This is a genomic window from Burkholderia sp. AU16482, assembly GCF_002223285.1.
In the GTDB taxonomy this organism is placed as follows: domain Bacteria; phylum Pseudomonadota; class Gammaproteobacteria; order Burkholderiales; family Burkholderiaceae; genus Burkholderia; species Burkholderia semiarida.
On sequence record NZ_NKEY01000003.1, the window covers coordinates 203,708 to 229,875 of the forward strand.

Sequence of the window (26,168 nt, forward strand, 5' to 3'; positions counted from 1 at the left end):
CGCTCAGAAGCGCGGCAGGTCGGGGTGTGGCAGCAGCCCGCCGCGCACGTGCTGGCGGCCATATTCGGCGCAGCGCGCGCGGGTGGGGATGCCCTTGTCCGGGTTCAGCAGCCCGGCCGGATCGAACGCGCGCTTGACCGCGAAGAACGCGTCGCGCTCCTGCGGCGAGAACTGCACGCACATCGAATTGAGTTTTTCGATGCCGACACCGTGCTCGCCCGTCACGCTGCCGCCGAATTCCACGCAGCATTCGAGGATTTCCGCGCCGAACTGCTCGGCGCGGTGCAGTTCGTCCGGATCGTTCGCGTTGTACAGGATCAGCGGATGCATGTTGCCGTCGCCGGCATGGAACACGTTGATGCAGCGCAGCCCGTAGCGCGTCTCGAGCTGCTCGATGCGCGCGAGCAGCGGGCCGATCGCGCGGCGCGGCACGGTGCCGTCCATGCAGTAGTAATCGGGGGAAATGCGGCCGGCGGCCGGGAACGCGTTCTTGCGGCCGGACCAGAAGCGCAGCCGCTCGTGTTCGTTGCGCGACACCTGGATGCGCGTCGCGCCGTGCTCGCGCAGCACGGCCGTCATCCGCACGATTTCCTCGGCGACTTCTTCCGGCGTGCCGTCCGATTCGCACAGCAGGATCGCCTTCGCGTCGAGGTCGTAGCCCGCGTGCGTGAACGCCTCGACGGCCTGCGTGGCCGGCTTGTCCATCATCTCGAGCCCGGCCGGGATGATGCCCGACGCGATGATCGCAGCCACTGCCTCGCCGCCTTTCACCACGTCGTCGAAGCTCGCCATCACGAGCTGCGCGGTCTGCGGCTTCGGGATCAGCCGCACCGTCACCTCGGTGACGATCGCGAACATCCCTTCGCTGCCGATCATCACCGCGAGCAGGTCGAGGCCCGGCATGTCGAGCGCGAGCGAACCGAATTCGACGATCTCGCCGTCGATCGTCACCGCGCGCACGCGCATCACGTTGTGCACGGTCAGCCCGTATTTCAGGCAATGGACGCCGCCGGAATTTTCCGCGACATTGCCGCCGATCGTGCAGGCGATCTGCGACGACGGATCGGGCGCGTAATACAGGCCGTACGGCGCGGCCGCTTCCGAGATCGCGAGATTGCGCACGCCCGGCTGCACGATCGCCGTGCGCGCGTACGGGTCGACTTCGACGATACGCGTGAAGCGCGCGAGCGACAGCACGACGCCGAGCGCGATCGGCAGCGCGCCGCCCGACAGGCTCGTGCCGGCGCCGCGCGGCACGATCGGCACTTCCATGCGGCGGCAGATCTGCACGATCCGCTGCACCTGCGACTCCGTCTCCGGCAGCGCGACCGCGAGCGGCAGCCGGCGGTAGGCGGACAGGCCGTCGCATTCGTACGGCGCCGTATCCTCGTCGCGGTACAGCAGGCAGTGGGTCGGCAGCACGGCCATCAGCGCCTGCACGATTTCGCGCTGGCGCTGCGCGCGGGCGGCGCTCGACAGTTCGACGGGAGCGTTCATGGGGTCTCCTGCGTGGGGCGCGACGTCGCGCCGCCGTGTCAGCACGTGAAAATCTTGCCCGGATTCATCAGATTGCGCGGATCGAGCGCGAGCTTGATCGCGCGCATCGTGTCGATCGCGTTGTCGCCGTGCTCCTTCGGCAGGAAGCGCATCTTGTGCAGCCCGACGCCGTGCTCGCCGGTGCAGGTGCCGCCCAGGCGCAGCGCACGCTCGACGATCCGGTCGTTGATGTGTTCGGCTTCGGCGAGCTCCTCGGGCTTGTCGGGATCGATCAGGATCGCGACGTGGAAATTGCCGTCGCCGACGTGGCCGACGATCGGGCAGGGCAGCGACGACGCACGCAGGTCGACCTCGGTTTCCTCGACGCACGCGGCGAGCTGCGAGATCGGCACGCATACGTCGGTCGTCACCGCGCGGCAGCCGGGCTTCAGCTGAAGCATCGCGAAATACGCGTTGTGGCGCGCGGACCAGAGCCGCGTGCGATCCTCGGGGCGCGTCGCCCATTCGAAGCCCTGGCCGGCGTTCTGGCCGGCGAGCGCCTGCACGAGTTCGGCCTGTTCCTTCACGCCGGCCTCGGTGCCGTGGAATTCGAAGAACAGCGTCGGCGCTTCGGCGAGCGTCAGGTTCGAGTGACGGTTGATCGAGCGCACCGCGAGTGCATCGACGAATTCGACGCGCGCGATCGGCACGCCGATCTGGATCGTCTCGATCACTGTGCGCACCGCGTCACCCATGGTCGGGAACGTGCAGATCGCGGCCGACACGGCCTCGGGCAGCGGGTGCAGGCGCAGCGTGATCTCGGTGATCACGCCGAGCGTGCCTTCGGACCCGACGAACAGACGCGTGAGGTCGTAGCCGGCCGACGACTTGCGCGCGCGCGAGCCGGTTTTCACCACGCGGCCGTCCGCGAGCACCGCGGTGAGGCCGAGCACGTTCTCGCGCATCGTGCCGTAGCGCACGGCGTTGGTGCCGGAGGCGCGGGTCGCGGTCATCCCGCCGATGCTGGCGTCGGCGCCCGGATCGATCGGGAAGAACAGGCCGGTGTCGCGCAGCGCGTCGTTGAGCGCCTTGCGCGTGATGCCCGGCTCGACCGTCACGGTCAGGTCTTCGGCGTTGATCGACAGCACACGGTTCATTTCCGACAGGTCGAGCGACACGCCGCCGCGTACCGCGAGCAGGTGGCCTTCGAGCGACGAGCCGGCGCCGTACGGGATCAGCGGCACGCCGTAGAGCGAGCACAGCGACACGACTTCGCGCACGTCGTCGGTGCTGCGCGCGAACACGACGGCGTCGGGCAGTTGCGGGTCGAACGGGGATTCGTCGCGGCCGTGATGGGCGCGGACCGCGTCGGCGGTCGACACGCGCTCGCCGAAGGCGGCGCGCAGCGCATCGAGCATGGCGGGGGGCAGCGGGCGGCGCGTGGCGGCCGGCGGGGCAGGGTGATTCACGAATGTCTCCTGACTGCTTGTCGTACTGTCGGCTCATTCTACGCCGTAACGTCCGCTGCGCCTCGCGCCGCGGGCTGCGATAATCGCGTTCCAGCCAACCGGGCCGCGTGGCGGCCGCGCACGAGAGGACATTCGCATGGGCAACCGCTTGAGCAAGATCGCGACGCGCACGGGCGACGACGGCACCACCGGCCTCGGCGACGGACGGCGCATCGGCAAGGACGACGCGCGGATCGCCGCGATCGGCGACGTCGACGAACTGAACTCAAATCTCGGCGTGCTGCTGGCCGAGGCGCTGCCGGACGACGTGCGCACCGCCCTCGTCACGATCCAGCACGACCTGTTCGATCTCGGTGGCGAGCTGTGCATCCCCGGCCACGCAGTGCTCGACGATACGCATCTCGCGCGCCTCGACCAGTGGCTCGCCGACTACAACGCGACGCTGCCGCCGCTGAAGGAATTCATCCTGCCGGCCGGCTCGCGCGCGGCGTCGCTCGCGCACGTCTGCCGAACCGTGTGCCGCCGCGCGGAGCGCTCGATCGTCGCCCTCGGGCGCGGCGACACGCTCAATGATGCGCCGCGGCGGTACGTGAACCGGCTGTCCGACCTGCTGTTCGTGCTGGCGCGCGTGCTGAACCGCGTCGACGGTGGCGCCGACGTGCTGTGGGAGCGCGGGCGCGTCCGCTAGCCAACCGTCACGCTTGTTGCGCGCTGCGACAATTTGCCCGAGGGGTGTTCGTTTTTAAACAAGTATCGTATGTGCATGTTTAACGGAGAACGAACATGACCCACCTCACCGCCGACCAGATGGCCCGTGTGAAGGCCACCGCCCCCGTCCTCGCCGAGCACGGCGCGACGATCACGAAGCACTTCTACCAGCGCATGTTCGCGCGTCATCCGGAACTGAAGAACCTGTTCAACCAGACGCACCAGAAGACCGGCAGCCAGCCCGAGACGCTCGCGAAGGCCGTCTACGCGTATGCGGCGAACATCGACAATCTGGGCGCGCTGGGCGGCGCGGTGTCGCGCATCTCGCACAAGCATGCGAGCCTGAACATCCGTCCCGAGCATTACCCGATCGTCGGCGAGAACCTGCTCGCGGCGATCGTCGAAGTGCTCGGCGACGCGGTCGATGCCGGCACGCTCGAAGCGTGGCGCGTCGCATACGGCCAGCTCGCGCAGATCCTGATCGGCGCCGAGGCCGACCTGTACGCGAATGCCGCGTGGAGCGGCTTCCGCCCGTTCAAGGTCGCGCGCAAGGTGCGTGAAAGCGACGAGATCACGTCGTTCTACCTGACGCCCGCCGACGGCGGCGAAGCGCCGACGTTCGAGCCGGGCCAGTACATCACGGTGAAGCGCTTCGTCGGCGATCTCGGCGTCGACCAGCCGCGCCAGTACAGCTTGTCCGACGCGCCGCACGGCAAGTGGCTGCGCATCTCGGTGAAGCGCGAGGCCGGCAAGCCGGAAGCGATCCCGGCCGGCAAGGTGTCGACGCTGATGCACGACGGCGTGGAAGAGGGCGCGATCGTCGAGGCGACCGCGCCGATGGGGGACTTCTCGCTGAAGCGCGAGGCCGATACGCCGGTCGTGCTGATCTCCGGCGGCGTCGGCATCACGCCGATGATGTCGATGGCGTCGACGCTGATCGCTGAAGGCAGCAAGCGCGACGTGCGCTTCATCCACGCATGCCGTTCGGGCGCGGTGCACGCATTCCGCGACTGGTTGAACGACGCGGTGCGCGAGCATGCGAACGTCAAGCGCACGGTGCTGTACGAGCTGGTCGGCCCGAACGATCGCGCGGGTGTCGATCACGACCTCGAAGGCCGCCTCACGCAGGAGCGTGTGAAGCAGTACGCGCTGGTGCCGGATGCCGATTACTACATCTGCGGCCCGATCGCGTTCATGAAGGCGCAACGCGACGCGCTGGTCGCCCTCGGCGTCGCGCCGGAACGCGTGAACACGGAAATCTTCGGTTCGGGCGCGCTCGAGTGAGGTCCGGCGGCCGGTTTCGGCCAACGCAACGATGCAATGACGAAGCCCGGCGCGAGCCGGGCTTTTTACTTGCGGCGCCGTGAGGCGACTTCAGGCGCGCAACATCAGCGTTGCGTGGTAGCGCCACACCTTCGGATCGGCACTGACGAGCGGCATGCCTTCATGGAGCGCCTGCGCGACCATCACGCGGTCGAACGGATCGGCATGGTCCGGGAAATCCGGCAACGCGGCGGCTGCCTCGGCGTGGTCGCTGCTGATCGGCAACTCCGCAAAACCTGCCAGCCGAAATGCCGAACGCGCATCTCTCGGATGGACGGGCAGATTGCCTTTGCGGTACTTGATCGCGATTTCCCAAATCGACGCGGCGCTGACGTACAGCGTGTTTTGGGGATGTTCGATCAATGCGGCCGCGGTTGCCGAAAGTTGCGGTGCGCCTTCAGCCGCCCAGAGCGCGATGTGCGTATCGAGCAGCAGCTTCACGGTGCAAGCCCTTGGTCCGAGCTGGCATCGAAGTCGGCGGCGATCGATTCATCGCCGGCATTGAATGCCTCGACGCTTGTCGGAATGCTCAGTCCGGCAAGCAACTGACGGGCTGCGCCGATCCGCTTCGGCGCGGTGTACGGAACGAGCCGGGCGACCGGACGACCATTGCGCGCGATCACGACTTCGGCTTCGCGCCCCGATTCAAGCGCTTCCACGAGGCTGGAAAGCCGCGACTTGGCATCGTGCATGTTGACGGTCGACATGATCGATCCTCTGGTTAGCTAGATGATGTTAGCTAGTCTAGCAGAGCAACACGTCGGCCGCAGGCCGGCCGTATGGCCAATTCGCCGCCAGGCGGGGGCCATACGGTCAGCCTGGCGGCGTTTCTTCAGTTCCCGCTGCCGCGCGCGACGCGCCGCGCCTTCACCGATTCCGCGAGGCCTTCGAGCACCTTCACGCTGTCGTCCCACGCGATGCACGCGTCGGTGATGCTCTGGCCGTAGGTCAGCGCGCAGCCTTCCTTCAGGTCCTGGCGCCCCTCGACGAGGTGCGACTCGATCATCACGCCGACGATGCGCTCGTCGCCGGCCGCGATCTGGCGGCCGATGTCGGCGCACACGGGAATCTGATTCTCGTGCTTCTTCGAGCTGTTCGCGTGGCTCGCGTCGATCATCAGGCGCGCGGCGAGGCCGGCCTTGCCGATGTCCGCGCACGCGGCGTTCACGCTGTCCGCGTCGTAGTTCGGCGCCTTGCCGCCGCGCAGGATCACGTGGCAGTCCTCGTTGCCGGCCGTCGACACGATCGCCGAATGGCCGCCCTTCGTCACCGACAGGAAATGGTGCGGCTGCGACGCGGCCTTGATCGCGTCGACCGCGATCTTCACGTTGCCGTCGGTGCCGTTCTTGAAGCCGACCGGGCACGACAGCCCCGATGCGAGCTCGCGGTGCACCTGCGACTCGGTCGTGCGCGCGCCGATCGCGCCCCACGAGATCAGGTCGGCGATGTACTGCGGGCTGATCATGTCGAGGTATTCGGTCGCGGCCGGCAGCCCCATTTCGTTGATCTGCAGCAGCAGCTCGCGCGCGGTACGCAGCCCTTCGTTGATCTTGAAGCTGTTGTCCAGATGCGGATCGTTGATGAGCCCCTTCCAGCCGACCGTCGTGCGCGGCTTCTCGAAGTACACGCGCATCACGATTTCCAGTTCGCCCTTGAAGCGCTCGCGCTCCTTGACGAGCCGGCCCGCGTATTCGATCGCCGCCTTCGTGTCATGGATCGAGCACGGCCCGATCACGACGATCAGCCGGTCGTCCATCCCGTGCAGGATGCGGTGCATCGACTGGCGCGCGTGGTAGATCAGCTCGGACGCGGCTTCGGAGCACGCGAATTCGCGGATCAGGTGGGCGGGCGGCGTCAGTTCCTTGAGTTCGCGAATGCGGACGTCGTCGGTGTTGTGCGGGGGCATGCTGTTTCTCCTTGGTTCCGGGCGCCGTTCGGTCAGTGCGCGTGCGGCAGATTCATCAATTCAGGCAATTCAGTGGTGCCGGTCGGGGCTGCGGGCCGCTGCGGCGGCGACCGGCTGGCGAAGGGCGAAAAAAAACCGCCGGGTTCGCCGGCGGTTTTTTCGGGAATTTCGGTTGCGCTTCACGCGCCATCAACCCTCTCGATCCGCCAGCGGTCTGAGATACCAAAAAAAGTAAAAGTAAAACTTGGCGGACATGACGGAAATTCGGCTCGTCAAAAAAGTTGATTCGGAATTTATACCCGGTCAGCGCGCGGCTGGCAACCGGGGGTACTCGAAAATGCGGACAATCCGCGCGTTTTCATCGAAATGCGCGGATTGTCTGCGCCGCGATGCGGTTATGCCGTACCGCCGACCGTCATCTTGTCGATCCGCAGGGTCGGCTGGCCGACGCCGACCGGCACGCTCTGGCCTTCCTTGCCGCATACGCCGACGCCCGTGTCGAGCGACATGTCGTTGCCGATCATGCTCACGTACTTCAGCGATTCCGGGCCGCTGCCGATCAGCGTCGCGCCCTTCACCGGGTAGGTGACCTTGCCGTTCTCGATCATGTACGCCTCGGACGCCGAGAACACGAACTTGCCGTTCGTGATGTCGACCTGGCCGCCGCCGAAGTTCACCGCGTACAGGCCGTTCTTCACCGACGCGATGATTTCCTGCGGATCCTTGTCGCCGTTGAGCATGTACGTGTTCGTCATGCGCGGCATCGGCAGCGCCGCGTACGACTCGCGCCGCGCGTTGCCCGTGACCGGCATCTTCATCAGGCGCGCGTTCAGCGTGTCCTGGATGTAGCCCTTCAGGATGCCGTCCTCGATCAGCGTCGTGCACTGCGTCGGATTGCCTTCGTCGTCGATGTTCAGCGAGCCGCGGCGGTTCGGCAGCGTGCCGTCGTCGACGACGGTCACGCCCTTCGCGGCCACCTGTTCGCCGATCCGTCCCGCGAACGCGGACGAGCCCTTGCGGTTGAAGTCGCCCTCGAGGCCATGGCCGATCGCCTCGTGCAGCAGCACGCCCGGCCAGCCCGGGCCGAGCACGACCGTCATCGCGCCGGCCGGCGCGGGGCGGGCGTCGAGGTTGACGAGCGCCGCGTGCACGGCGTCGTCGACGTAGCGCGACAGGACTTCGTCGGTGAAGTAGCCGTAGTCGAAGCGGCCGCCGCCGCCGCCCGAGCCGATCTCGCGGCGGCCGTTCTGCTCGGCGATCACGGTGACCGACACGCGCACGAGCGGGCGGATGTCGGCCGCGAGCGCGCCGTCGCTGCGCGCGACGAGCACGACGTCGTATTCGCCGGCGAGGCCGGCCATCACCTGCGTGACGCGCGGGTCGCGCCCGCGCGCCATCTGTTCGATGCGTTCGAGCAGCTTGACCTTGGCCGTCGCGTCGAGCGACGCGAGCGGGTCGGACGGCAGGTACAGGTCGCGGCCCGAGATGCCCGTCAGCGACGTGGCGGCCTTGATCTTCTGCCGGCCGCCGCCGGCCGCCGCGATCGCCTTGGTGGCGGCGGCGGCTTGCGCGATCGCTTCGGGCGACAGATCGTCCGAGTACGCGAACGCGGTGCGGTCGCCCGCGACCGCGCGTACGCCGACGCCCTGGTCGATGCTGAAGCTGCCCGATTTGACGATGCCTTCCTCGAGGCTCCATGCCTCGCTGCGGGTCGCCTGGAAATACAGGTCCGCGTAATCGACGCGATGCGTGAAGATGTCGGCGATCGTGCGCGTGAGCAGGCTTTCGTCGAGGCCGTACGGCGTGAGCAGGATGTCCTTCGCCAGCGCGAGGTTGCGGATGCCGGGTTCGATGATGTTCATGCGGATATCGGGAGTTCTCAAAAAAGTTGTCGGGTGCTGCCGGGCAGATGGGTGGGCCGCGCGGCGTTTCAAGCGGTGCGGCGGATTCAGGTCAGCACGCGATGCCGCCACGCGGGCAGGCTCTGGCGTACGTCGGCGATGCGTTGCGGATCGAGCGTGCCGAGCACGACGCTCGCACCCTCGTCGCGCACCGCGACGATCTCGCCCCACGGGTCGATCAGCATGCTGTGGCCCCACGTGCGCCGGCCGTTCTCGTGCTTGCCGCCCTGCGCGGCCGCGAGCACGTAGCATTGATTCTCGACGGCCCGCGCGCGCAGCAGCATTTCCCAGTGCGCACGGCCCGTCGTATACGTAAACGCCGACGGCACGACCATCAGCGCGCAGTCGCCCATGCGGCGATACAGCTCCGGAAAGCGCAGATCGTAACAGACCGACAGGCCGACCCGCCCGAACGGCGCGTCGAACGCGACGACCGTGTCGCCCGCGCGGATCGTGCGCGCCTCGTCGAACGATTCGTCGCCTTTCTCGAAGTTGAACAGGTGGATCTTGTCGTAGCGCGCGGCCTCGTTGCCGGACGGATCGAACACGAGCGTCGTGTTCAGCACGCGGTCGGGCTGCGGCGCCTTCAGCGGCAGCGTGCCGCCGATCACCCAGATGCCGTGGTCGCGCGCGGCGTCGGCGAGGAATTGCTGGATCGGGCCGTCCCGGTACGGTTCGGCGAGCGCGAGCTTGTCGGTGTCGCGGTGGCCCATGAAGCAGAAATACTCGGGCAGCAGCACGAGCTGCGCGCCTTCGCCGGCGGCCTCCGCGATCAGGCGCCGCGCTTCGGCGAGATTGCGGGTGACGTCCGGCGCGCTCACCATCTGCAGCGCGGCGACCTGGAAGGGCGTGGCGGAACGGGCGTGGTCGGTCATCGCGGAATCGCTTGCGTCATAAATGGGGTGCGGCCCGGCACCCTGCGGCGCGATATGCGCTCAATGGCTCGATGCATCGGCCGGACCGTGATTCATCTTACCCTGATCGCTCCGCACCCGCTCGATGTGCGGGTGCGCCCACGAGCCGGTGATCGCGTAGTCGAGCGCGAACGCGTGCGACAGCGTTTCGGACAGCGCGTAGTTCGCGGCCAGCACGCCGACGCCGAGCAGCGGGTTGATGATGGCTGCCCCGATCGCGGCCGCGCCCGCGCTGATCTTCGGCGCGACGTGCGCATGCAGGTCCTGCGTTTCGGTGCCGAGGTCGACGGCGCCGCGCACGGTGACGTTCGCCGGGCCCGTCATCATCGAGAAGTCGTCGGTGCGCGCGATCCCGTTCGAAATCCGGCCGGTGCCGGTGATCTTGTCGAACGGCAGCCCCTTGCCGACCACGTCGCGGAAGTTCAGCGTCAGGAAGCGCGCGAGGCTCTGCAGGCTCAGCACGCCGAGCAGTTTCGCCGCGCCCGGGTCGACCTTCAGGATCTTCCCGTGTTCGAGGTCGACCGCGACCTGGCCGCCGAGCGACGGGAAGTCCAGCGCGGTCGGGCCGCCGCGCCAGCCGACCTTGCCCGTGACCGAGCCGTGACCGTCCGCGAGCGTGCGCGGCAGGCCGACGCGGTCGAGCAGCGCGCCCGCGTTGTCGATGTCGAGCTTGAAGTCGAACACGGTGCGGCGCGGCGCGTCGTTTTCGTCGGCGCCGCGGGCCAGCGCGCGGCGCGACGTGCGCCAGTTGCCGGTGGCCGTGAGCTTCGCTGCCGGGTTCGACAGTTCGAGCTTGTCGAGCTGCCACACGGGCGTGCCGTCTTCGTCGATGTTGCGCGCGTTCACGACGAGCCGGCCGATGTCGTGATCGCGCGCGACGACCTGGTCGACGATCAGGTCGATCGACGGCATCGGGCGGTCGGTCGGCGTCGGCAGGTTCATCGCGCGGCCGACGAGATCGTGCTGCGCACTCTGCGGCACGACGAGCTTCGCGAGCCGCGCGTTGAGCACGCCCGCGCCGTTGTGGCCGCCGCCCGGCGCCCACGACAGGTAGCCCGATACCTGGTTCGACGCGATGTTCGCCTGCCAGAGATCGTCGACGTGCGACGCGCCGACGATCACGTTCTCCCAGTTGCGCTTGAGCAGCTTCAGCGTGCCGAAATGGAACGCGAAGCGCTTCGGCGCGAAGCTCGCGAAATCGACGCGCGGCGCGGCCGGCGGCGCGGGCGCGCGCGGCGTGTCGGGCCGCAGCGTGTGGGCGAGCGCGAGCCACGCGTCGGCGTCCAGCTCGGCGACGTCGACGGCCGCGCTCACGCCGTCCTGCGGCATGTCGGGCATCCGGTGGATGCCCATCGCGCCGCGCACCGCGCGCAGCGGCTGGCCGCGCGTCGCGTCGAGCAGGTAGGTCGCGGACACCGGGCCGAGCGTCAGGTCGGCGTGTTCGAGGCGTTTGCCGTCCGCCTGCGGCGCCGGCTGGAGCGTGAAGCGGAACGGCATCGGCGTGCCGGCCGGTTTCGCGAACGGCGCCGGGAAGTTCAGCGCGACGCCCGTCAGGTCGGATTGCGCGCTGACGTCGGGCAGGCGGCCCGGCGCGCCGCGCACGGCGACCTGGTACGGTGCGTCGCCGACCACGTGTTCGAGCAGCGCGGCGGCCGCGCCGTGCAGGTTCAGGCCGCGCGCGGCGTCGAGCGCGAGCCGGCCGTCGACGTCCACCGCGTACGGGCCATGCGACCGGAATGTGCCGTTCGCGCGCACCGGGCCGCCGAGGAAGCGCCCCGACAGGCCGTGCAGCGACGCGCCGGCCTCGGTGAAGCGGACGCTGCCGCGCAGGGCCGACAGCGGCGGCACGCCGCTCGTCGACAGCGTGTTGCCGCCGAACGCGAGCGCGCCTTCGACGTGCGTGTGCGGATGGGGGACGTGCTGCGGAATCGTGATCTTGAGCGCGAGCGACGCGGGGCCCTGCGCATCGATCCGCTGGCCGATGTGGCCGCTCATCGTGCCGAGCGAGCTGTTGTCCGCGTAGTCGATCAGGTCGGCTAGCGGGCCCTGCGCATGGCCGTCGATGATCAGCGGCGAGTGCGACGGATTGCCGAGATCGTCGATGCGGCCCGCGACCTTCGTCAGCGTGACGCGCTTGTAGCGCGCGCGCTCGATGTCGAACCGCAGCTTGTTCTGCGCGAGTTCGAACACGCCGTCGATCCCGTCGAGCGCCGGCCAGACGCTCGGCGTGCCGTTCGCGAGCTTGCGCGGCGGGTACGGCGTCGGCTCGAAGCGGCCGCCGGTGAACGGTGCGACGATGTGGAACACGCCGGCGTCCGGCTCGTGTTCGAACGGGAATTTCTCGAGCGGGCCGCGTGCGACGATCGACGCGCCCTTGGTCACCTTGCCGTCCTGCAGCGCATGGCCGAGATAGTTGCGCAGGTGCTCGGACATCCCGGTCGGCAGGTAGCGCGGAATGCGCGCGACCGATGCGCGCGCGAAATCGGCGCGCAGGTCGAGCGAGCCGCGGCCGTGGCCGGGGTTCGTGTACGAGCCGGACACCGCGATTTCGGCATCGGGGTTCGACACGAGCAGATCGGGCAGCGACACGTCGACGCGCGCGTGCTTGTCGCCGGGCGCGGGCGTGATCGTCCATTTGGCGTTGCCGCGCAGCCGGTCGAACGTCAGGCGCGGCTCGTCGAATTCGCCGGGCACGGTGACCGCCGCGTTGACCGTGTCGATATGCGCGGAGCCGCCGGTCTCGTTCGCATCGACGCGGCCCCACAGGTTCTCGACGCCCGGCCAGCCGGCGCGCGGGTGACCGCGCGGCGAGAGCCCGGGCGGCGGCTCCTGCGCGGCGAAGCTGATGCCTTGCAGATCGCCGAGGAAGCGGTAGCGGACGATCGGCGCGGCGCCCATGCGCCGCTCCTCGTCGGCGAGATCGGCGTGCGCGGGTTTCGCGCGCTCGACCTCGATGTGATAGTTCGACACCATCCCGCGCGGGTCGATCTTGATCAGCTCGTTGCGCAGGCGCGCCGGCAGCGGCAGCCCGCGGATGAATTCGCTGAGGATGCCGAGATCGACGCGGTCGCCGACCACGCTGAGCAGTTGTCCCTGGGTCGCGGTCGGCACGCGGTAGCGTGCCGTCAGCGTCGACAGCGCGAGCGAGCGCGCGAGCGGCGTGCCGTCCGGCAGCGGCGGCTGGCCGAGCTCCGCATTGAAGCGCGTCAGGTGCAGCGTGTAGTCCTGGCCCGCATCGAGCGCCATGTCCCAGCCGAAGCGGACCGTCGGCACGTCGAGCCGCGGCTGCGTCGGGCGCACGCGCAGCGCGACGTCGGCGCCTTGCAGATCGCCGCCCGCCGAGCGCAGGTGGCCGTCGCCGAAGGTCGCCCAGATCGCGTTGTCGATCCGGCCCGCGTGGATCGTGAGCGGCATGTCGAGGTAGCGCGCGAGCGTCTGCAGGTCGACCGGGCCGGTCGACAGGTACGCGTCGCCGGTCCAGTTCGACGGCTTGCCGATCGGCGCGAGCGGCTTGTGCTTGAAGCGCGCGCGGAAATCGAGCGGGCCGAGCAGCAGCGTGCCGTTCGCGGGCGCCTGCAGCGCGGCCTTGTGCACGCGGCCGTCGTTGAGCACCGCGAGCCGGATGCCCGACAGCACGAGCTCCGGTGCATCGTGCTGCGCGTCGCGCCAGCGCAGCGTGCCGCCGCGCAGCACGATCGCCTCCTGTTTCAGCAGCCACGTGCCGAACGTGTCGTTGCCGCCGTGGGTGGTGGCCACGCCGACGCCCGCGACGCTCAGCGAGCCGTCGGCCGCGCGCGCGACGACGAGGTCGGGCTGGTCGACGATCAGGCTCGACAGCGCGGGCGACAGCCGCAGCAGCGACATCCACGATAGCGCGGCCGTCGCGTGCGGCACCGACAGCGCGACCTTGCCGTCGCGGCCGCGGATCGTCAGGTTCGTGAGCTCGACGCCCGGCTGCATGCCGGACCAGTTCGGGGAAAGCTTGCCGATCGAAAGCTGCGCGTGGAGCTTGTCGGACACGGCGCGCTCGATGCGCGGGCGGTATTCGTCGATGCGCGGCAGCAGCACGTAGCGCAGCCCGAGGAACGCGCCGGACGCGACGAAGTAGGTGCCGATCCCGACTGCCAGCGTCACCCTGAACACGCGACGCAGGACCGGGTGATCGTGCTTCGGAGGTCCCGCTTCGGGCGCAGCTACGGCGGATTCCTGACGGTCGGACATGCGGCGGACGGGCGGCGATATGGTAGTTTTGCAGACTGACGTTGAAATGTATCACACGGGTTCGTGTCGGCGGCCGTTGGGGGCCGTACGGCACGGGCTTTCCGGCGCGCGGCGTCGCGACGGGCGCACGCGCGTCCGGCGCGGCCGCGCCGAGTCCATTCGGGCCGGTCGGCAGCGGGGCGCGCACGCGCCGGCCCGCTGCCCGCCGGTCTTTCCGCCAGGCCCGCTTCTCGATGACCGACGCTTCCGCCCTGCTCAGCACGTCCTATTCCCGATACCTTGCCCGCGCGGCGGCCGCCCGGCCCGCGCTGGCCGCGCAGATCGCCGCGTGGGCGGCCGCGCCGCTGGGCCGCGCGCGGCTCGACGCGCGCCTCACCGAGCTGCTCGCGACGCCGGCCGGCACGTCCGCGCCGGACGAGGAGCAACTGAAGCGCGCGCTGCGGCAACTGCGGGCCGAGGCGTTCGGCGCGGTCGCGGAGCGCGACCTGCGCGGGCTGGCGGACGTCGCCGAAGTGACGGGCGCGATGACCGATCTCGCCGAAGTGGCCGTGCAGCGTTCGCTCGCGCTGCTGTCGGCCGAACTCGAGGCGCTGTACGGCGAGCCGCGCGGCGCCGACGGCCAGCGCGTCGTGCTCGGCGTGGTCGGGATGGGCAAGCTCGGCGGCCGCGAGCTGAACGTGTCGTCGGACATCGACCTGATCTTCGTCTACGAGGACGACGGCGAGACGACGGGCGGTACGCGTTCGCCGCTGTCCACGCAGGAATACTTCACGCGGCTCGGCCGGCGCCTGATCGGCGTGCTGTCCGAGGTCACGGCCGACGGCTACGTGTTTCGCGTCGACATGCGGCTGCGCCCGAACGGCGATTCGGGGCCGCTCGTCTGCAGCATCGGCATGCTCGAGGAATATTTCTACGTGCAGGGGCGCGAGTGGGAGCGCTATGCGTGGATCAAGGGGCGGCTCGTGTCGGAAGGCGACAGCGACGCGGCGCGGCGGCTCGCGGCGCAGCTCGAGTCGATCGTCAAGCCGTTCGTGTACCGTCGCTATCTCGATTTCGGCGTGATCGGCGCGATCCGTTCGCTGCACCAGCAGATCCGGCACGAAGCCGCGCGGCGGGCGTCGATGCGGCCCGACAAGGCCGACGACATCAAGCTCGGGCGCGGCGGGATCCGCGAGATCGAGTTCAGCGCGCAGGTGTTCCAGTTGATCCGCGGCGGCCAGGATGCGGAGTTCCGCGTGCGGCCGACGCTCGCGGTGCTGCGGCATGCGCAGGCGCGCGGGCTGATCGGCGACGACGTATGCGCGCGCCTGACCGACGCCTACCGTTTCCTGCGCACGCTCGAGCACCGGCTGCAATACCGCAACGACGCGCAGACGCACGCGATGCCGGTCGAGCCCGACGAGCGCGCGGCGCTGGCCGCGTCGCTCGGGTTTGCCGACTACGCGGCGCTGATGACGGTGCTGGACGAGCACCGGAACTTCGTCGAGGCGCAGTTCGACCAGATCTTCGCGGACAAGGTGAAGGGCGGCGGCCCTTGCACGGCCGGCGACGACACGGCCGCCGCGTGGATCTGGAGCGGCGCGCTGGCCGACGACGGCGAGGACGACGCGCTGGTCGCGCGCCTCGACGGCCTGGGCTTCGCCGATCCGGCCGCCGTGCTCGCGCGGCTGCGCGCGATCTGGCAATCGTCGCGCTATACCGGGCTGCCGGAAAAGAGCCGGCAGCGCTTCGACAGCGTCGCGCAGCGCGCGCTCGACGCCGCGCCGACGATCGACGCCGCGCGCCGCGACGAGACGATCGTGCGCCTGTTCGACCTGCTGGAGACGGTCAGCCGGCGCGGCGTCTATCTCGCGCTGCTGACCGAATACCCGGCCGCGCTCGACCGCGTGCTGTCGGTGCTCGGCGCGACGCGCTGGGGCGGCGGCTACCTGATCCGCCACCCGCAGCTGCTCGACGAGCTGCTCGACGACGAGGCGATCGCGAGCCCGTTCGACTGGCCCGCGTTCAAGGAGGCGCTGCGCGCGCGGCTCGCCGCGGCCGACGGCCCCGAGCAGCAGATGGACCTGCTGCGCCATGCGCAGCACGCGGAGGTGTTCCGGATCCTGCTGATCGACCTGGCCGGGCAACTGTCGGTCGAGCACGTGAGCGACCGGCTGTCCGAGCTGGCCGACGCGGTGCTCGACGTGACGATCGAAGTCGTCTGGTCGCAGCTCGCGAAGCGCCATCGCGACGTGCCGATGTTCGCGGTGATCGCGTACGGCAAGCTGGGCGGCAAGGAGCTCGGCTATGCGTCCGATCTCGACCTGATCTTCCTGTACGACGATCCGGACGAGCGTTCGGCGGACGTCTACACGACCTTCACGCGGCGCCTGATCACGTGGCTCACGACGGCGACCGGCGCGGGCGCGCTGTTCGACATCGACCTGCGGCTGCGGCCGAACGGCGAGGCCGGGTTGCTCGTCACCGATCTCGACGCATTCCGCCGCTATCAACTGCGCGAGGGCGACGCCGCGAACACCGCGTGGGTGTGGGAGCACCAGGCGCTGACGCGCGCCCGCTACAGCGCGGGCGACGCGCGGATCGGCGCGGCTTTCGAGGCGATCCGCCAGCAGGTGCTGACGACGCCGCGCGACGGGGCGATCCTCGCGAAGGAGATCGTCGACATGCGCGGGAAGGTGTTTGCCGGCCACCCGAACCAGACCGGGCTGTTCGACCTGAAGCACGATCGCGGCGGGATGGTCGACATCGAGTTCATCGTCCAGTACTGGGTGCTGCTGCACGCGTCGAGCGACGCCGAGCTGATCCGCAATACCGGCAATATCGCGCTGCTGCGCGAGGTCGCGCGCTTCGGGCTGATGGGCGCGGACGAGGCCGAGCGCGTCGGCGCGGCGTATCGCAAGTACCGCAAGCTGCAGCACAAGCTGCGGCTCGACGGGATGGAGAAGGCGCGCGTCGATCCGGCCCTCGTGGCCGACGAGCGGGCGGCCGTGACGGCGCTGTGGGCGCGCGTGTTCGGGGCGGTCGAAACGGGCGTTTGAGTCGCCCGTTCGAATCGGGCGTACGATCGGCGGCGCGGGCCGGCCGCGATCGAGCGGCTGGCCTGCCGTAACAAAAAAGACCGGCGCATGCGCCGGTCTTTCCGCATCCGGACCAACGTGGAGCCGGCGTCAGGCCGCCAGCATTTCCTTCGCGTGCTTGCGTGTGGTCGCGGTGATTTCGAGCCCGCCGAGCATCCGCGCGACTTCCTCGATCCGGCTGGCGCGGTCGAGCGCGACAACGGTCGATACCGTGCCACCGCGCTCGTCGGCGCCCTTCGCCACCTGGAAATGATGGTCGCCGCGCGCGGCGACCTGCGGCAGGTGGGTCACGCACAGCACCTGGCGGTCGCGCCCGAGCTGGTGCAGCAGGCGGCCGACCACTTCGGCGACGCCGCCGCCGATTCCCGTATCGACTTCGTCGAAGATCAGCGTCGGCGTCGGGCTCGCGGCGCTGGCGATGACCGCGAGCGCGAGGCTGATCCGTGCGAGCTCGCCGCCCGACGCGACCTTCGCGAGCGGCCGCAGCGGCACGCCCGGGTGCCCGGCCACGCGGAATTCGACCTGTTCCAGCCCGTGCGGGCCGCCGTCGGCGAGCGGCACGAGCGCGACTTCGAAGCTGCCGCCTGCCATCGACAGTTCCTGCATGCCGGCCGTGACGGCCGTGCCGAGCGCCTTCGCGGCCTGCGCGCGCGCCTTCGACAGGCGTTTCGCATCGGCGAGATAGGCTTCCCGCGCCTTGGCCTGCGCGGCTTCGAGCGCGCCGAGATCGGCGGCGGCGTCGAGCGCGGCGAGTTGCGCGCGGCGCGCCGCATGCTCCTCGTGCAGCGTGTCGGGCGGCAGCCGGAACTTGCGGGCGGTCGAGTGCAGCGCGTCGAGCCGCGTTTCGACCTGCGCGAGCCGCTCCGGGTCGAGATCGACGCGCTGGGCATAGTGCGACAGCGAATACACGGCTTCCTGCAACTGGATCTCGGCCGGCTCCAGCGATGCCAGCGCATCGCCGAGCGCGGTGTCGTAGTCGGCCAGGCTGCGCAGCTTCGACACGATCGCGCCGAGCTGCGCGAGCATCGCGTCGTCGGACTCGGACAGCGCGTTGAGCGCGCCGCGCACGCCTTCGATCAGGTTCGCCGAATGCGACAGGCGCTTGTGTTCGTTGCTGACTTCGTCCCATTCGCCGGCTTGCGGCGCGAGCTTGTCGAGTTCGGCGAGCTGCCACGCGAGCTTTTCGCGCTCGAGCTGCAATTCGCGCTCGTGCGCCTTCGCGGCGTCGATCGCCTGCGTCGCGTCGCGCCACACGCGCCACGCGCGCGCGACGTTCGCGGCATCGGCGACGAGCCCCGCGTGCGTGTCGAACAGCTCGCGCTGCGCGTCGGGCCGCATCAGCAACTGGTGCGCGTGCTGGCCGTGGATGTCGACGAGCATCTCGCCGAGTTCGCGCAGTTGGGCGAGCGTCGCGCTGGTGCCGTTGATGAACGCACGCGACCGGCCGTTCGCGTCGATCACGCGGCGCAGCATCACGGTGTCCTCGGCGTCGAACGCGTGGTCGTCGAGCCAGCGCGCGACACGGTCGTGCGGCGTGAACTCGGCCGTGATGTCGGCGCGGCCGCAGCCGGTGCGCACGACGCTCGCGTCGGCGCGTTCGCCGAGCGCGAGGGCGAGGGCGTCGATCAGGATCGACTTGCCGGCGCCGGTTTCGCCTGAAAAGACGGAAAAGCCGCTGTCGAATTCGAGATCGAGCGCGGCGACGATGACGAAGTCGCGGATCGAGAGGTGGCGGAGCATGGTGTCGGGCGGAGCGGCGTCAGGACGCCTTGTCGTCTTCGTTCGATGCGTGTTCGTTCCAGTGCAGCTTCTTGCGCAGCGTCGTGTAGTAGCTGTAGCCGATCGGGTGCAGGAACGGCACCGTGTGCTTCGAGCGGCGCACCTCGATCGTGTCGTTCAGCTCGAGCGACGTGAACGACTGCATGTCGAAGTTCACGTTGACGTCGCGGCCGCCGACGATCTGGATCGCGATCTTCGAATCGTCGGGCAGCACGATCGGCCGGTTCGACAGCGCGTGCGGCGCGATCGGCACGAGCACGATGCCCGCCAGCTGCGGATGGAGGATCGGGCCGGCCGACGACAGCGCATACGCGGTCGAGCCGGTGGGCGTCGCGACGATCAGGCCGTCCGAGCGCTGGTTGTACATGTAGCGGCCGTCGACCGACGCACGCAGCTCGACCATCCCGGAGAAGCCGCTGCGGTTCACGACGACGTCGTTGAACGCGAGCGCGTGGTAGATCGGTTCGCCGTCGCGTACGATCCGCGCCTCGAGCAGCGAGCGCTCCTCGCGCTCGAACTTGCCGGCCAGCATCACGGGCACGAGCGCCTGCATGTCGGAGGCCGCGATGTCGGTGATGAAGCCGAGCCGCCCGTGGTTGATCCCGATCAGCGGTGTCCGGTACGGCGCAAGCTGGCGGCCGATGCCGAGCATCGTGCCGTCGCCGCCGAGCACGATTGCCACGTCCGCTCGTGCCCCGATTTCGGCCGGAGTGAGCGCCGGGTAGCCGGCGATGCCGATTTCCCGCGCGGTATCGCCTTCGAACACGACCTCGAAGCCGAGCGTGGCAATGCTGTCCGCCAGCGTGGCGAGCGGCTCGGCGATGCCGGGCGTGTTGCTCCGGCCGACGAGCGCGACAGTGTTGAACTGATTACCGGTTTTCATGCCGGCATTACACCATAGCTCGTTGACGAAAAGAACCGCCCGTGCGCCGACGGGGCCGGATCGGGCCGGCCCGCGCAATGGTGGCCGACGCCACTCGCCGTGCTTGCGCGGTTGCGCTAAAATTTTCCACCATGCTAGATCCTCGCGCACGAACCCTCCTGAAAACCCTGATCGAACGGTATATCGCCGACGGTCAGCCAGTCGGATCGCGCACGTTGTCCCGTTACTCCGGGCTCGAGCTGAGCCCGGCGACGATCCGCAACGTGATGTCCGACCTGGAGGAGCTCGGCCTCGTGTCGAGCCCGCACACGTCGGCCGGCCGCGTGCCGACGCCGCGCGGCTACCGGCTGTTCGTCGACACGATGCTGACGGTCGAGGCGCCGATCGACGCGGAGGCCGTCGCACGTCAGGTGCAGAACACGCTGCAGGCCGGCGAGCCGCAGCAGCGGGTGGTGGCGGCCGCCGCGAGCGTGCTGTCGAACCTGTCGCAGTTCGCGGGCGTCGTGCTGACGCCGCGTCGCAGCCACGTGTTCAAGCAGATCGAATTCATGCGCCTGTCCGACAAGCGCATCCTGCTGATCATCGTCACGCCCGAGGGCGACGTGCAGAACCGCATGCTCGCGACGCCGCGCGACTATTCGCCGTCGCAGCTGACCGAGGCGTCCAACTACATCAACGCGCATTTCGCCGGCCTGTCGTTCGACGAGGTGCGTCGCCGCCTGCGCGACGAGATCGACCAGTTGCGCGGCGACATGACGACGCTGATGCACGCGGCCGTGACGGCCAGCACCGAGGTGCCCGACACCGAGGACACCGTGCTGATTTCCGGCGAGCGCAACCTGCTCGAGGTGGCGGACCTGTCGTCCGACATGGCGCGGCTGCGCAAGCTGTTCGACGTATTCGACCAAAAGACGGGCCTCCTGCAACTGCTCGACGTGTCGAGCCACGCCCAGGGCGTGCAGATCTTCATCGGCGGCGAATCGACGCTCGTGCCGATCGAGGAAATGAGCGTCGTGACCGCGCCTTACGAGGTGAACGGCAAGATCGTCGGCACGCTCGGCGTGATCGGCCCGACCCGCATGGCGTACAACCGCGTGATACCGATCGTCGACATCACCGCGCGCCTGCTGTCGCTCACGCTGAGCCAGCAGTAGCAGCCGCCCCCGACGCCGTCCCGCCATCGTGCCGCGGCGTCGCGCGCGCCGCCAGTCGGCCGAACGGCCAGCCGACCCGAGCGCTGCGGCCCGCTATAATTGAGGGCCGTCCGACTGCGTGCCCCGAGCACGTTCCTGCCCATGCGTTTCGATCTTGAGCCGCCATCGAGTGTCGCGGCTGCCCATCGCATCGGTGTGCTGCTGATCAATCTCGGCACGCCCGACGCGCCCACCCCGCGCGCGGTGCGGCGCTACCTGGCCGAATTCCTGTCGGATCCGCGGGTCGTCGAAATTCCGCAGGCCGTCTGGCAGGTGCTGCTGCGCACGCTGATCCTGCCGCTGCGCGGCCGCGCGTCCGCGAAGAAATACGCGGCCGTCTGGATGCCCGAGGGCTCGCCGCTGCGTGTCTACACCGAGCGCCAGACCGACAGCGTGCGGCACCTGCTCGCGTCGAACGGCTATCACGTGATGGTCGACTACGCGATGCGCTACGGCAGTCCGAACATTGCGCACGCGCTCGCGCAGTTCAAGCGGGCGGGCGTCGAGCGCGTGCTGCTGATGCCGATGTATCCGCAATACTCGGCGTCGACCACCGCCACCGCGTTCGATGCCGCGTTCGGCGCGCTCGCGCGCATGCGCAATCAGCCGGAAGTGCGCACGGTGCGGCACTACGCCGACCATCCGGCCTATATCCACGCGCTGGCCGAGCAGGTGCGCCAGTACTGGGCGCAGCACGGCCGGCCCGATTTCGCGGCCGGCGACAAGCTGGTGCTGAGTTTCCACGGCGTGCCGAAGCGCACGCTCGACCTCGGCGATCCCTATCACGACCAGTGCCAGCAGACGGGTGCGTTGCTGATGGCCGCGCTCGGGCTGTCGGCCACCGAATGCCGCGTCACGTTCCAGTCGCGCTTCGGCAAGGCCGAATGGCTCCAGCCGTATACCGCGCCGACCCTGCGCGAATTCGGCGAGGCCGGCGTGCGGCGGGCCGACGTGTTCTGCCCCGGCTTCACGGCCGATTGCCTCGAGACGATCGAGGAAATCGGCATGGAAGTGCGCGACGAGTTTCTCGCCGGCGGCGGCAAGACCTTTCACCGCATTCCGTGCCTGAACGGTGCCTCCGCATGGATCGGCGCGCTCGGCGAGATCGTCGCGGAAAATCTGCAGGGCTGGCCCGTCAAGGCCGCGCAGCCCGAACCGGTCAATTGAGATGAAACGATTCCCACGCGCGCGTTGTTCGCCGTTCCCCGGGGCGGCGGTCAGCCATCACACGGCGGCCCGGCGGAGGCTTGCATGAACTACAGGATTTCCACGGAGCCGGGCGCGAAGCTGCGCATCGACAAATGGCTGTGGGCAGCCCGATTCTTCAAGACGCGCTCGCTCGCGACCGATGCGGTCGACAAGGGGCACGTGAAGATCGGCGGCGCGGCGGTCAAGCCGGCGAAGGACGTGCGGGTGGGCGACGAGGTCGAGATTGCGATCGACGGCATCGTCTGGCACATTGCCGTGCTGGGCGTGTGCGACGTGCGCGGGCCCGCGAGCGTCGCGCAGACGCTCTACGAGGAAACGGCTGCGGGGCGAGCCGCGCGGCTCGCCGAACTGGAGCGGCGCCGGACGTATCGCGAGCCGGCGGCCGAATTGCACGGCCGGCCGACGAAGCGCGACCGGCGCATCATCGACAGATTTTCTGGTGGGAGCTGAACATCTGGTCGAACGTCGCCCGCGCGCTTCCGTATTCGGTCGTGCGGTCGGTGACGGCCCCCGACAGGCAGATGGTGGTGGTGCCGGCAATGAGTACCAGCGCGACCACCGATATCGCAAAGGTCAGTTTCACGGTACTCCCCTCGAGAACAAGGGTGAAAACGGCGCCAGGTGGAAGGTCACGCGGCGGTCAGCTAGGGTAAACACGCTTTTCCGACGCTTGAGTGGAGTGTAGTGCAGCCGGCCTGTGTGCAGCTAGTACTTGCCGGGTAAGCGTTGTTACAGGCCGTTTCGCCCGAGGCGGCGGACGATGCGGCGCCTGCCCCGGCAGACGCGCGGTTGTTTCGCGGCATTGGAGAATGCCGGCGAATAACCCTCTTGAAACCGCAGTTTTCGCCCTTATTTGCACCAGTAATGTGCGGTGCCGCCGGGTATACGTCCGGCGGTTGCCGATTTGGCTTCAACCTCTAATCGACTTTCAGCGACATGGAAAACACGCAAGAGAACCCGGCTACCCAATCGGCCGAAGACATCGGCAGCGAGAAGCAGGCGGAGCAAGGCGCCGCACCCGCCGCCGAAGCCGCCGACGCGGCGCTCGCGGAGGCTCAAGCCAAGGTCGCCGAGCTCCAGGAAAGCTTCCTGCGGGCGAAGGCCGAAACCGAGAACGTGCGCCGCCGCGCGCAGGACGACGTGTCGAAGGCGCACAAGTTCGCGATCGAGAGCTTCGCGGAGCACCTGCTGCCCGTGCTGGACAGCCTGGAAGCGGCCGTCAACGATACCTCCGGCGACATCGCGAAGGTGCGCGAGGGCGTCGAGCTCACGCTGCGCCAGTTGACGAGCGCGCTCGAGAAGGGCCGCGTCGTCGCGATCAATCCGGTCGGCGAGAAGTTCGATCCGCACCAGCACCAGGCCATTTCGATGGTGCCGGCCGAGCAGGAGCCGAACACCGTCGTCACGGTGCTGCAAAAGGGCTACATGATCGCCGACCGCGTGCTGCGCCCCGCGCTCGTCACCGTCGCGCAGCCGAAGTAAGGCGGCCGACATGGTGCCCGCCGGCGTCGATCCGGCCGCGTTCGACGCGTTCGACATGCAGGCGCTCGACGCCGGCACGTTCGACGCGGCCGTCGACGGCGCGGGCGATGCGCTGGCCGTGGTGTTCTTCTGGGGTGTCGACTGCTTCAACTGCGAAATCGCGAAGAAGGCGATGCTCGCCCAGCCCGACGCGATCCGCGCGCTGGGCCTGAAGTGGTTCCATTGCAACGTGTACGAGCACCATCAGCTGGGGCGCCGCTTCGGGCTGCACGGCGTGCCGACGTGGTTCTTCTTCCACCGCGGCAAGCGGTTGGGCCGCGCGACGGGCTGGCATGGTCTCGCGCAGTTCCAGGCAGCGGTTGCGGCGGCACGCGCGAAGATCGGCGCGGCGGCCGGTGCCCCGTCCCGCGAGGGCACCGGCCCACACGATCCGCTGGCCGGCGGCGATTGAAAAAATTTAATATCCGCATCGCTCGTCGGGTCTTGAAAACGGATCGGGCGGACGCATTTCGGGAACAGAGTTGAATTCTGGCGTGCGAAACCGCCCAAAAACGCGGCGTTTCGCGCAGCAAACAAGCATTTCTGGAGATTAGGAAAAAATGGGAAAGATCATCGGTATTGACCTCGGCACCACGAACTCGTGCGTCGCCATCATGGAAGGCAACCAGGTCAAGGTCATCGAGAACTCGGAAGGCGCTCGCACCACGCCGTCGATCATCGCGTACATGGACGACAACGAAGTGCTCGTCGGCGCGCCGGCCAAGCGCCAGTCGGTGACCAACCCGAAGAACACGCTGTTCGCGGTGAAGCGCCTGATCGGCCGCCGCTTCGAAGAGAAGGAAGTCCAGAAGGACATCGGCCTGATGCCGTATGCGATCATCAAGGCCGACAATGGCGACGCATGGGTCGAAGCGCACGGCGAAAAGCTCGCGCCGCCGCAGGTGTCGGCCGAAGTGCTGCGCAAGATGAAGAAGACGGCCGAAGACTACCTCGGCGAGCCGGTCACGGAAGCCGTGATCACGGTGCCGGCATACTTCAACGACAGCCAGCGCCAGGCGACCAAGGACGCCGGCCGCATCGCGGGCCTCGAAGTCAAGCGGATCATCAACGAGCCGACCGCGGCCGCGCTCGCGTTCGGCCTCGACAAGGCCGAGAAGGGCGACCGCAAGATCGCCGTGTATGACCTCGGCGGCGGCACGTTCGACGTGTCGATCATCGAGATCGCGGACGTCGACGGCGAAATGCAGTTCGAAGTGCTGTCGACCAACGGCGACACGTTCCTCGGCGGCGAAGACTTCGACCAGCGCATCATCGATTACATCATCGGCGAGTTCAAGAAGGAGCAGGGCGTCGACCTGTCGAAGGACGTGCTCGCGCTGCAGCGCCTGAAGGAAGCCGCCGAAAAGGCGAAGATCGAGCTGTCGTCGAGCCAGCAGACCGAAATCAACCTGCCGTACATCACGGCGGACGCGTCGGGCCCGAAGCACTTGAACCTGAAGATCACCCGCGCGAAGCTGGAAGCGCTGGTGGAAGACCTCGTCGAGCGCACGATCGAACCGTGCCGCATCGCGATCAAGGACGCAGGCGTCAAGGTGTCGGACATCGACGACGTGATCCTGGTCGGCGGCCAGACCCGCATGCCGAAGGTGCAGGAGAAGGTGAAGGAGTTCTTCGGCAAGGACCCGCGCCGTGACGTGAACCCGGACGAAGCCGTCGCGGTTGGCGCGGCGATCCAGGGCCAGGTGCTGTCGGGCGACCGCAAGGACGTGCTGCTGCTCGACGTGACCCCGCTGTCGCTCGGTATCGAGACGCTCGGCGGCGTGATGACGAAGATGATCAACAAGAACACGACGATCCCGACGAAGCACGCCCAGGTGTATTCGACGGCGGACGACAACCAGTCGGCCGTGACGATCAAGGTGTTCCAGGGCGAACGCGAAATGGCGGCGGGCAACAAGCTGCTCGGCGAGTTCAACCTCGAAGGCATTCCGCCGGCCCCGCGCGGCGTGCCGCAGATCGAAGTGACCTTCGACATCGACGCGAACGGCATCCTGCACGTCGGCGCGAAGGACAAGGCGACCGGCAAGGAAAACAAGATCACGATCAAGGCGAACTCGGGCCTGTCCGAGGCTGAAATCGATCAGATGATCAAGGACGCGGAAGCGAACGCAGCGGAAGACCACAAGCTGCGCGAGCTGGCCGATTCGCGCAACCAGGGCGATGCGCTGGTTCACAGCACGAAGAAGGCGCTGACCGAGTACGGCGACAAGCTGGACGCGGGCGAGAAGGAAGCGATCGAAGCGGCGCTGAAGTCGCTCGAGGACGTGCTGAAGGACACGTCGGCCGACAAGGCCGCGATCGACGCGAAGGTCGAGGAGCTCGGCAAGGTCTCGCAGAAGCTCGGCGAGAAGATGTACGCCGACATGCAGGCCCAGCAGGCAGGTGCGGCCGGCGCGGCCGGTGCGGCGGAAGGCGCGGCCCACGCAGGCGGTGCGCAACAGGCTGCCGACGACGTCGTCGACGCCGAGTTCAAGGAAGTGAAGAAGGACTAAGCCAGGTTGCAATGGCACCGCATGCCGCGCGCGCGAAAACGCGCGCGGCGCGACTGACCAGCGGCTGAAAAGCGG

General features: G+C 68.6%; 20 protein-coding genes. 9 read left to right on the forward strand and 11 right to left on the reverse strand.

Annotated elements, in window-relative coordinates; translation table 11 throughout:
- Positions 1 to 3 precede the first annotated feature (3 nt).
- Both CFB35_RS03315 and CFB35_RS03320 read right to left on the reverse strand, forming a co-directional pair.
- Entirely contained in the window at positions 4 to 1,497 is a 1,494-nt protein-coding gene (locus CFB35_RS03315) for an FAD-linked oxidase C-terminal domain-containing protein (protein WP_059574300.1), read from the reverse strand.
- 38 nt (positions 1,498 to 1,535) lie between these two features.
- Positions 1,536 to 2,945 carry an FAD-binding oxidoreductase gene (locus CFB35_RS03320; protein ID WP_059574299.1) on the reverse strand — a complete coding sequence of 470 codons (1,410 nt, stop codon included), beginning with the start codon at positions 2,943 to 2,945 and terminating at the stop codon, positions 1,536 to 1,538.
- A 136-nt stretch (positions 2,946 to 3,081) separates the two neighbouring features.
- Between CFB35_RS03320 and CFB35_RS03325 the strand changes: the two genes are divergently transcribed.
- Positions 3,082 to 3,633: a cob(I)yrinic acid a,c-diamide adenosyltransferase gene (locus tag CFB35_RS03325; RefSeq protein WP_059574298.1), complete on the forward strand. Its 552-nt coding sequence runs from the start codon at positions 3,082 to 3,084 to the stop codon at positions 3,631 to 3,633.
- Positions 3,634 to 3,728: 95 nt separating this feature from the next.
- Positions 3,729 to 4,937 carry an NO-inducible flavohemoprotein gene (gene hmpA, locus CFB35_RS03330; protein ID WP_059574297.1) on the forward strand — a complete coding sequence of 403 codons (1,209 nt, stop codon included), beginning with the start codon at positions 3,729 to 3,731 and terminating at the stop codon, positions 4,935 to 4,937.
- Between the two features lie 90 nt (positions 4,938 to 5,027).
- Here the strand turns inward: hmpA and CFB35_RS03335 are convergent, their stop codons facing one another.
- The 6 genes from CFB35_RS03335 to CFB35_RS03365 form a co-directional block, all read right to left on the reverse strand.
- Positions 5,028 to 5,417 carry a type II toxin-antitoxin system VapC family toxin gene (locus CFB35_RS03335; protein ID WP_089464554.1) on the reverse strand — a complete coding sequence of 130 codons (390 nt, stop codon included), beginning with the start codon at positions 5,415 to 5,417 and terminating at the stop codon, positions 5,028 to 5,030.
- Positions 5,414 to 5,683, reverse strand: coding sequence for a type II toxin-antitoxin system Phd/YefM family antitoxin (locus CFB35_RS03340; RefSeq protein WP_089464555.1), 270 nt, complete (start codon positions 5,681 to 5,683; stop codon positions 5,414 to 5,416). The genes CFB35_RS03335 and CFB35_RS03340 overlap by 4 nt, the downstream gene beginning before the upstream one ends.
- A gap of 125 nt (positions 5,684 to 5,808) precedes the next feature.
- The gene (aroG, locus tag CFB35_RS03345) at positions 5,809 to 6,882 is read right to left on the reverse strand and encodes a 3-deoxy-7-phosphoheptulonate synthase AroG (RefSeq protein WP_059574294.1); all 1,074 of its coding nucleotides are present in this window, start codon (positions 6,880 to 6,882) and stop codon (positions 5,809 to 5,811) included.
- 395 nt (positions 6,883 to 7,277) lie between these two features.
- On the reverse strand, positions 7,278 to 8,744 hold the full coding sequence (gene tldD, locus CFB35_RS03355; RefSeq protein WP_059574293.1) for a metalloprotease TldD: 1,467 nt from the start codon (positions 8,742 to 8,744) through the stop codon (positions 7,278 to 7,280).
- A gap of 86 nt (positions 8,745 to 8,830) precedes the next feature.
- Positions 8,831 to 9,658, reverse strand: coding sequence for a carbon-nitrogen hydrolase family protein (locus tag CFB35_RS03360; RefSeq protein ID WP_089464556.1), 828 nt, complete (start codon positions 9,656 to 9,658; stop codon positions 8,831 to 8,833).
- 60 nt (positions 9,659 to 9,718) lie between these two features.
- The gene (locus CFB35_RS03365) at positions 9,719 to 13,918 is read right to left on the reverse strand and encodes a YhdP family protein (RefSeq protein ID WP_089464557.1); all 4,200 of its coding nucleotides are present in this window, start codon (positions 13,916 to 13,918) and stop codon (positions 9,719 to 9,721) included.
- 233 nt (positions 13,919 to 14,151) lie between these two features.
- On the opposite strand from CFB35_RS03365, the gene glnE reads away from it, so the two are divergent.
- On the forward strand, positions 14,152 to 16,956 hold the full coding sequence (gene glnE, locus CFB35_RS03370; RefSeq protein WP_089464558.1) for a bifunctional [glutamate--ammonia ligase]-adenylyl-L-tyrosine phosphorylase/[glutamate--ammonia-ligase] adenylyltransferase: 2,805 nt from the start codon (positions 14,152 to 14,154) through the stop codon (positions 16,954 to 16,956).
- A gap of 129 nt (positions 16,957 to 17,085) precedes the next feature.
- On the opposite strand, the gene recN is transcribed toward glnE, so the two are convergent.
- Together recN and CFB35_RS03380 are read right to left on the reverse strand one after the other, a co-directional pair.
- Entirely contained in the window at positions 17,086 to 18,735 is a 1,650-nt protein-coding gene (gene recN / locus CFB35_RS03375) for a DNA repair protein RecN (protein ID WP_059574289.1), read from the reverse strand.
- Positions 18,736 to 18,754: 19 nt separating this feature from the next.
- Entirely contained in the window at positions 18,755 to 19,657 is a 903-nt protein-coding gene (locus CFB35_RS03380) for an NAD kinase (protein WP_006492558.1), read from the reverse strand.
- A gap of 131 nt (positions 19,658 to 19,788) precedes the next feature.
- On the opposite strand from CFB35_RS03380, the gene hrcA reads away from it, so the two are divergent.
- From hrcA to CFB35_RS03395, 3 genes are all read left to right on the forward strand, one after another.
- The gene (gene hrcA / locus CFB35_RS03385) at positions 19,789 to 20,811 is read left to right on the forward strand and encodes a heat-inducible transcriptional repressor HrcA (protein WP_059451324.1); all 1,023 of its coding nucleotides are present in this window, start codon (positions 19,789 to 19,791) and stop codon (positions 20,809 to 20,811) included.
- Positions 20,812 to 20,952: 141 nt separating this feature from the next.
- The gene (gene hemH, locus CFB35_RS03390; RefSeq protein ID WP_059574288.1) at positions 20,953 to 22,017 is read left to right on the forward strand and encodes a ferrochelatase; all 1,065 of its coding nucleotides are present in this window, start codon (positions 20,953 to 20,955) and stop codon (positions 22,015 to 22,017) included.
- A gap of 84 nt (positions 22,018 to 22,101) precedes the next feature.
- Entirely contained in the window at positions 22,102 to 22,509 is a 408-nt protein-coding gene (locus tag CFB35_RS03395; RefSeq protein ID WP_059574287.1) for an RNA-binding S4 domain-containing protein, read from the forward strand.
- On the opposite strand, the gene CFB35_RS34895 is transcribed toward CFB35_RS03395, so the two are convergent.
- Positions 22,481 to 22,642, reverse strand: a complete 162-nt coding sequence (locus CFB35_RS34895; protein ID WP_006476841.1) for a hypothetical protein — start codon at positions 22,640 to 22,642, stop codon at positions 22,481 to 22,483. The genes CFB35_RS03395 and CFB35_RS34895 overlap by 29 nt on opposite strands.
- A 353-nt stretch (positions 22,643 to 22,995) precedes the next feature.
- Between CFB35_RS34895 and grpE the strand changes: the two genes are divergently transcribed.
- The 3 genes from grpE (at position 22,996) to dnaK (ending at position 26,093) form a co-directional block, all read left to right on the forward strand.
- Positions 22,996 to 23,541: a nucleotide exchange factor GrpE gene (gene grpE, locus CFB35_RS03405; protein ID WP_059574286.1), complete on the forward strand. Its 546-nt coding sequence runs from the start codon at positions 22,996 to 22,998 to the stop codon at positions 23,539 to 23,541.
- Positions 23,542 to 23,551: 10 nt separating this feature from the next.
- On the forward strand, positions 23,552 to 23,992 hold the full coding sequence (locus tag CFB35_RS03410; RefSeq protein ID WP_060011413.1) for a thioredoxin family protein: 441 nt from the start codon (positions 23,552 to 23,554) through the stop codon (positions 23,990 to 23,992).
- 148 nt (positions 23,993 to 24,140) lie between these two features.
- Entirely contained in the window at positions 24,141 to 26,093 is a 1,953-nt protein-coding gene (gene dnaK, locus CFB35_RS03415) for a molecular chaperone DnaK (RefSeq protein ID WP_059574284.1), read from the forward strand.
- Positions 26,094 to 26,168: the final 75 nt, after the last annotated feature.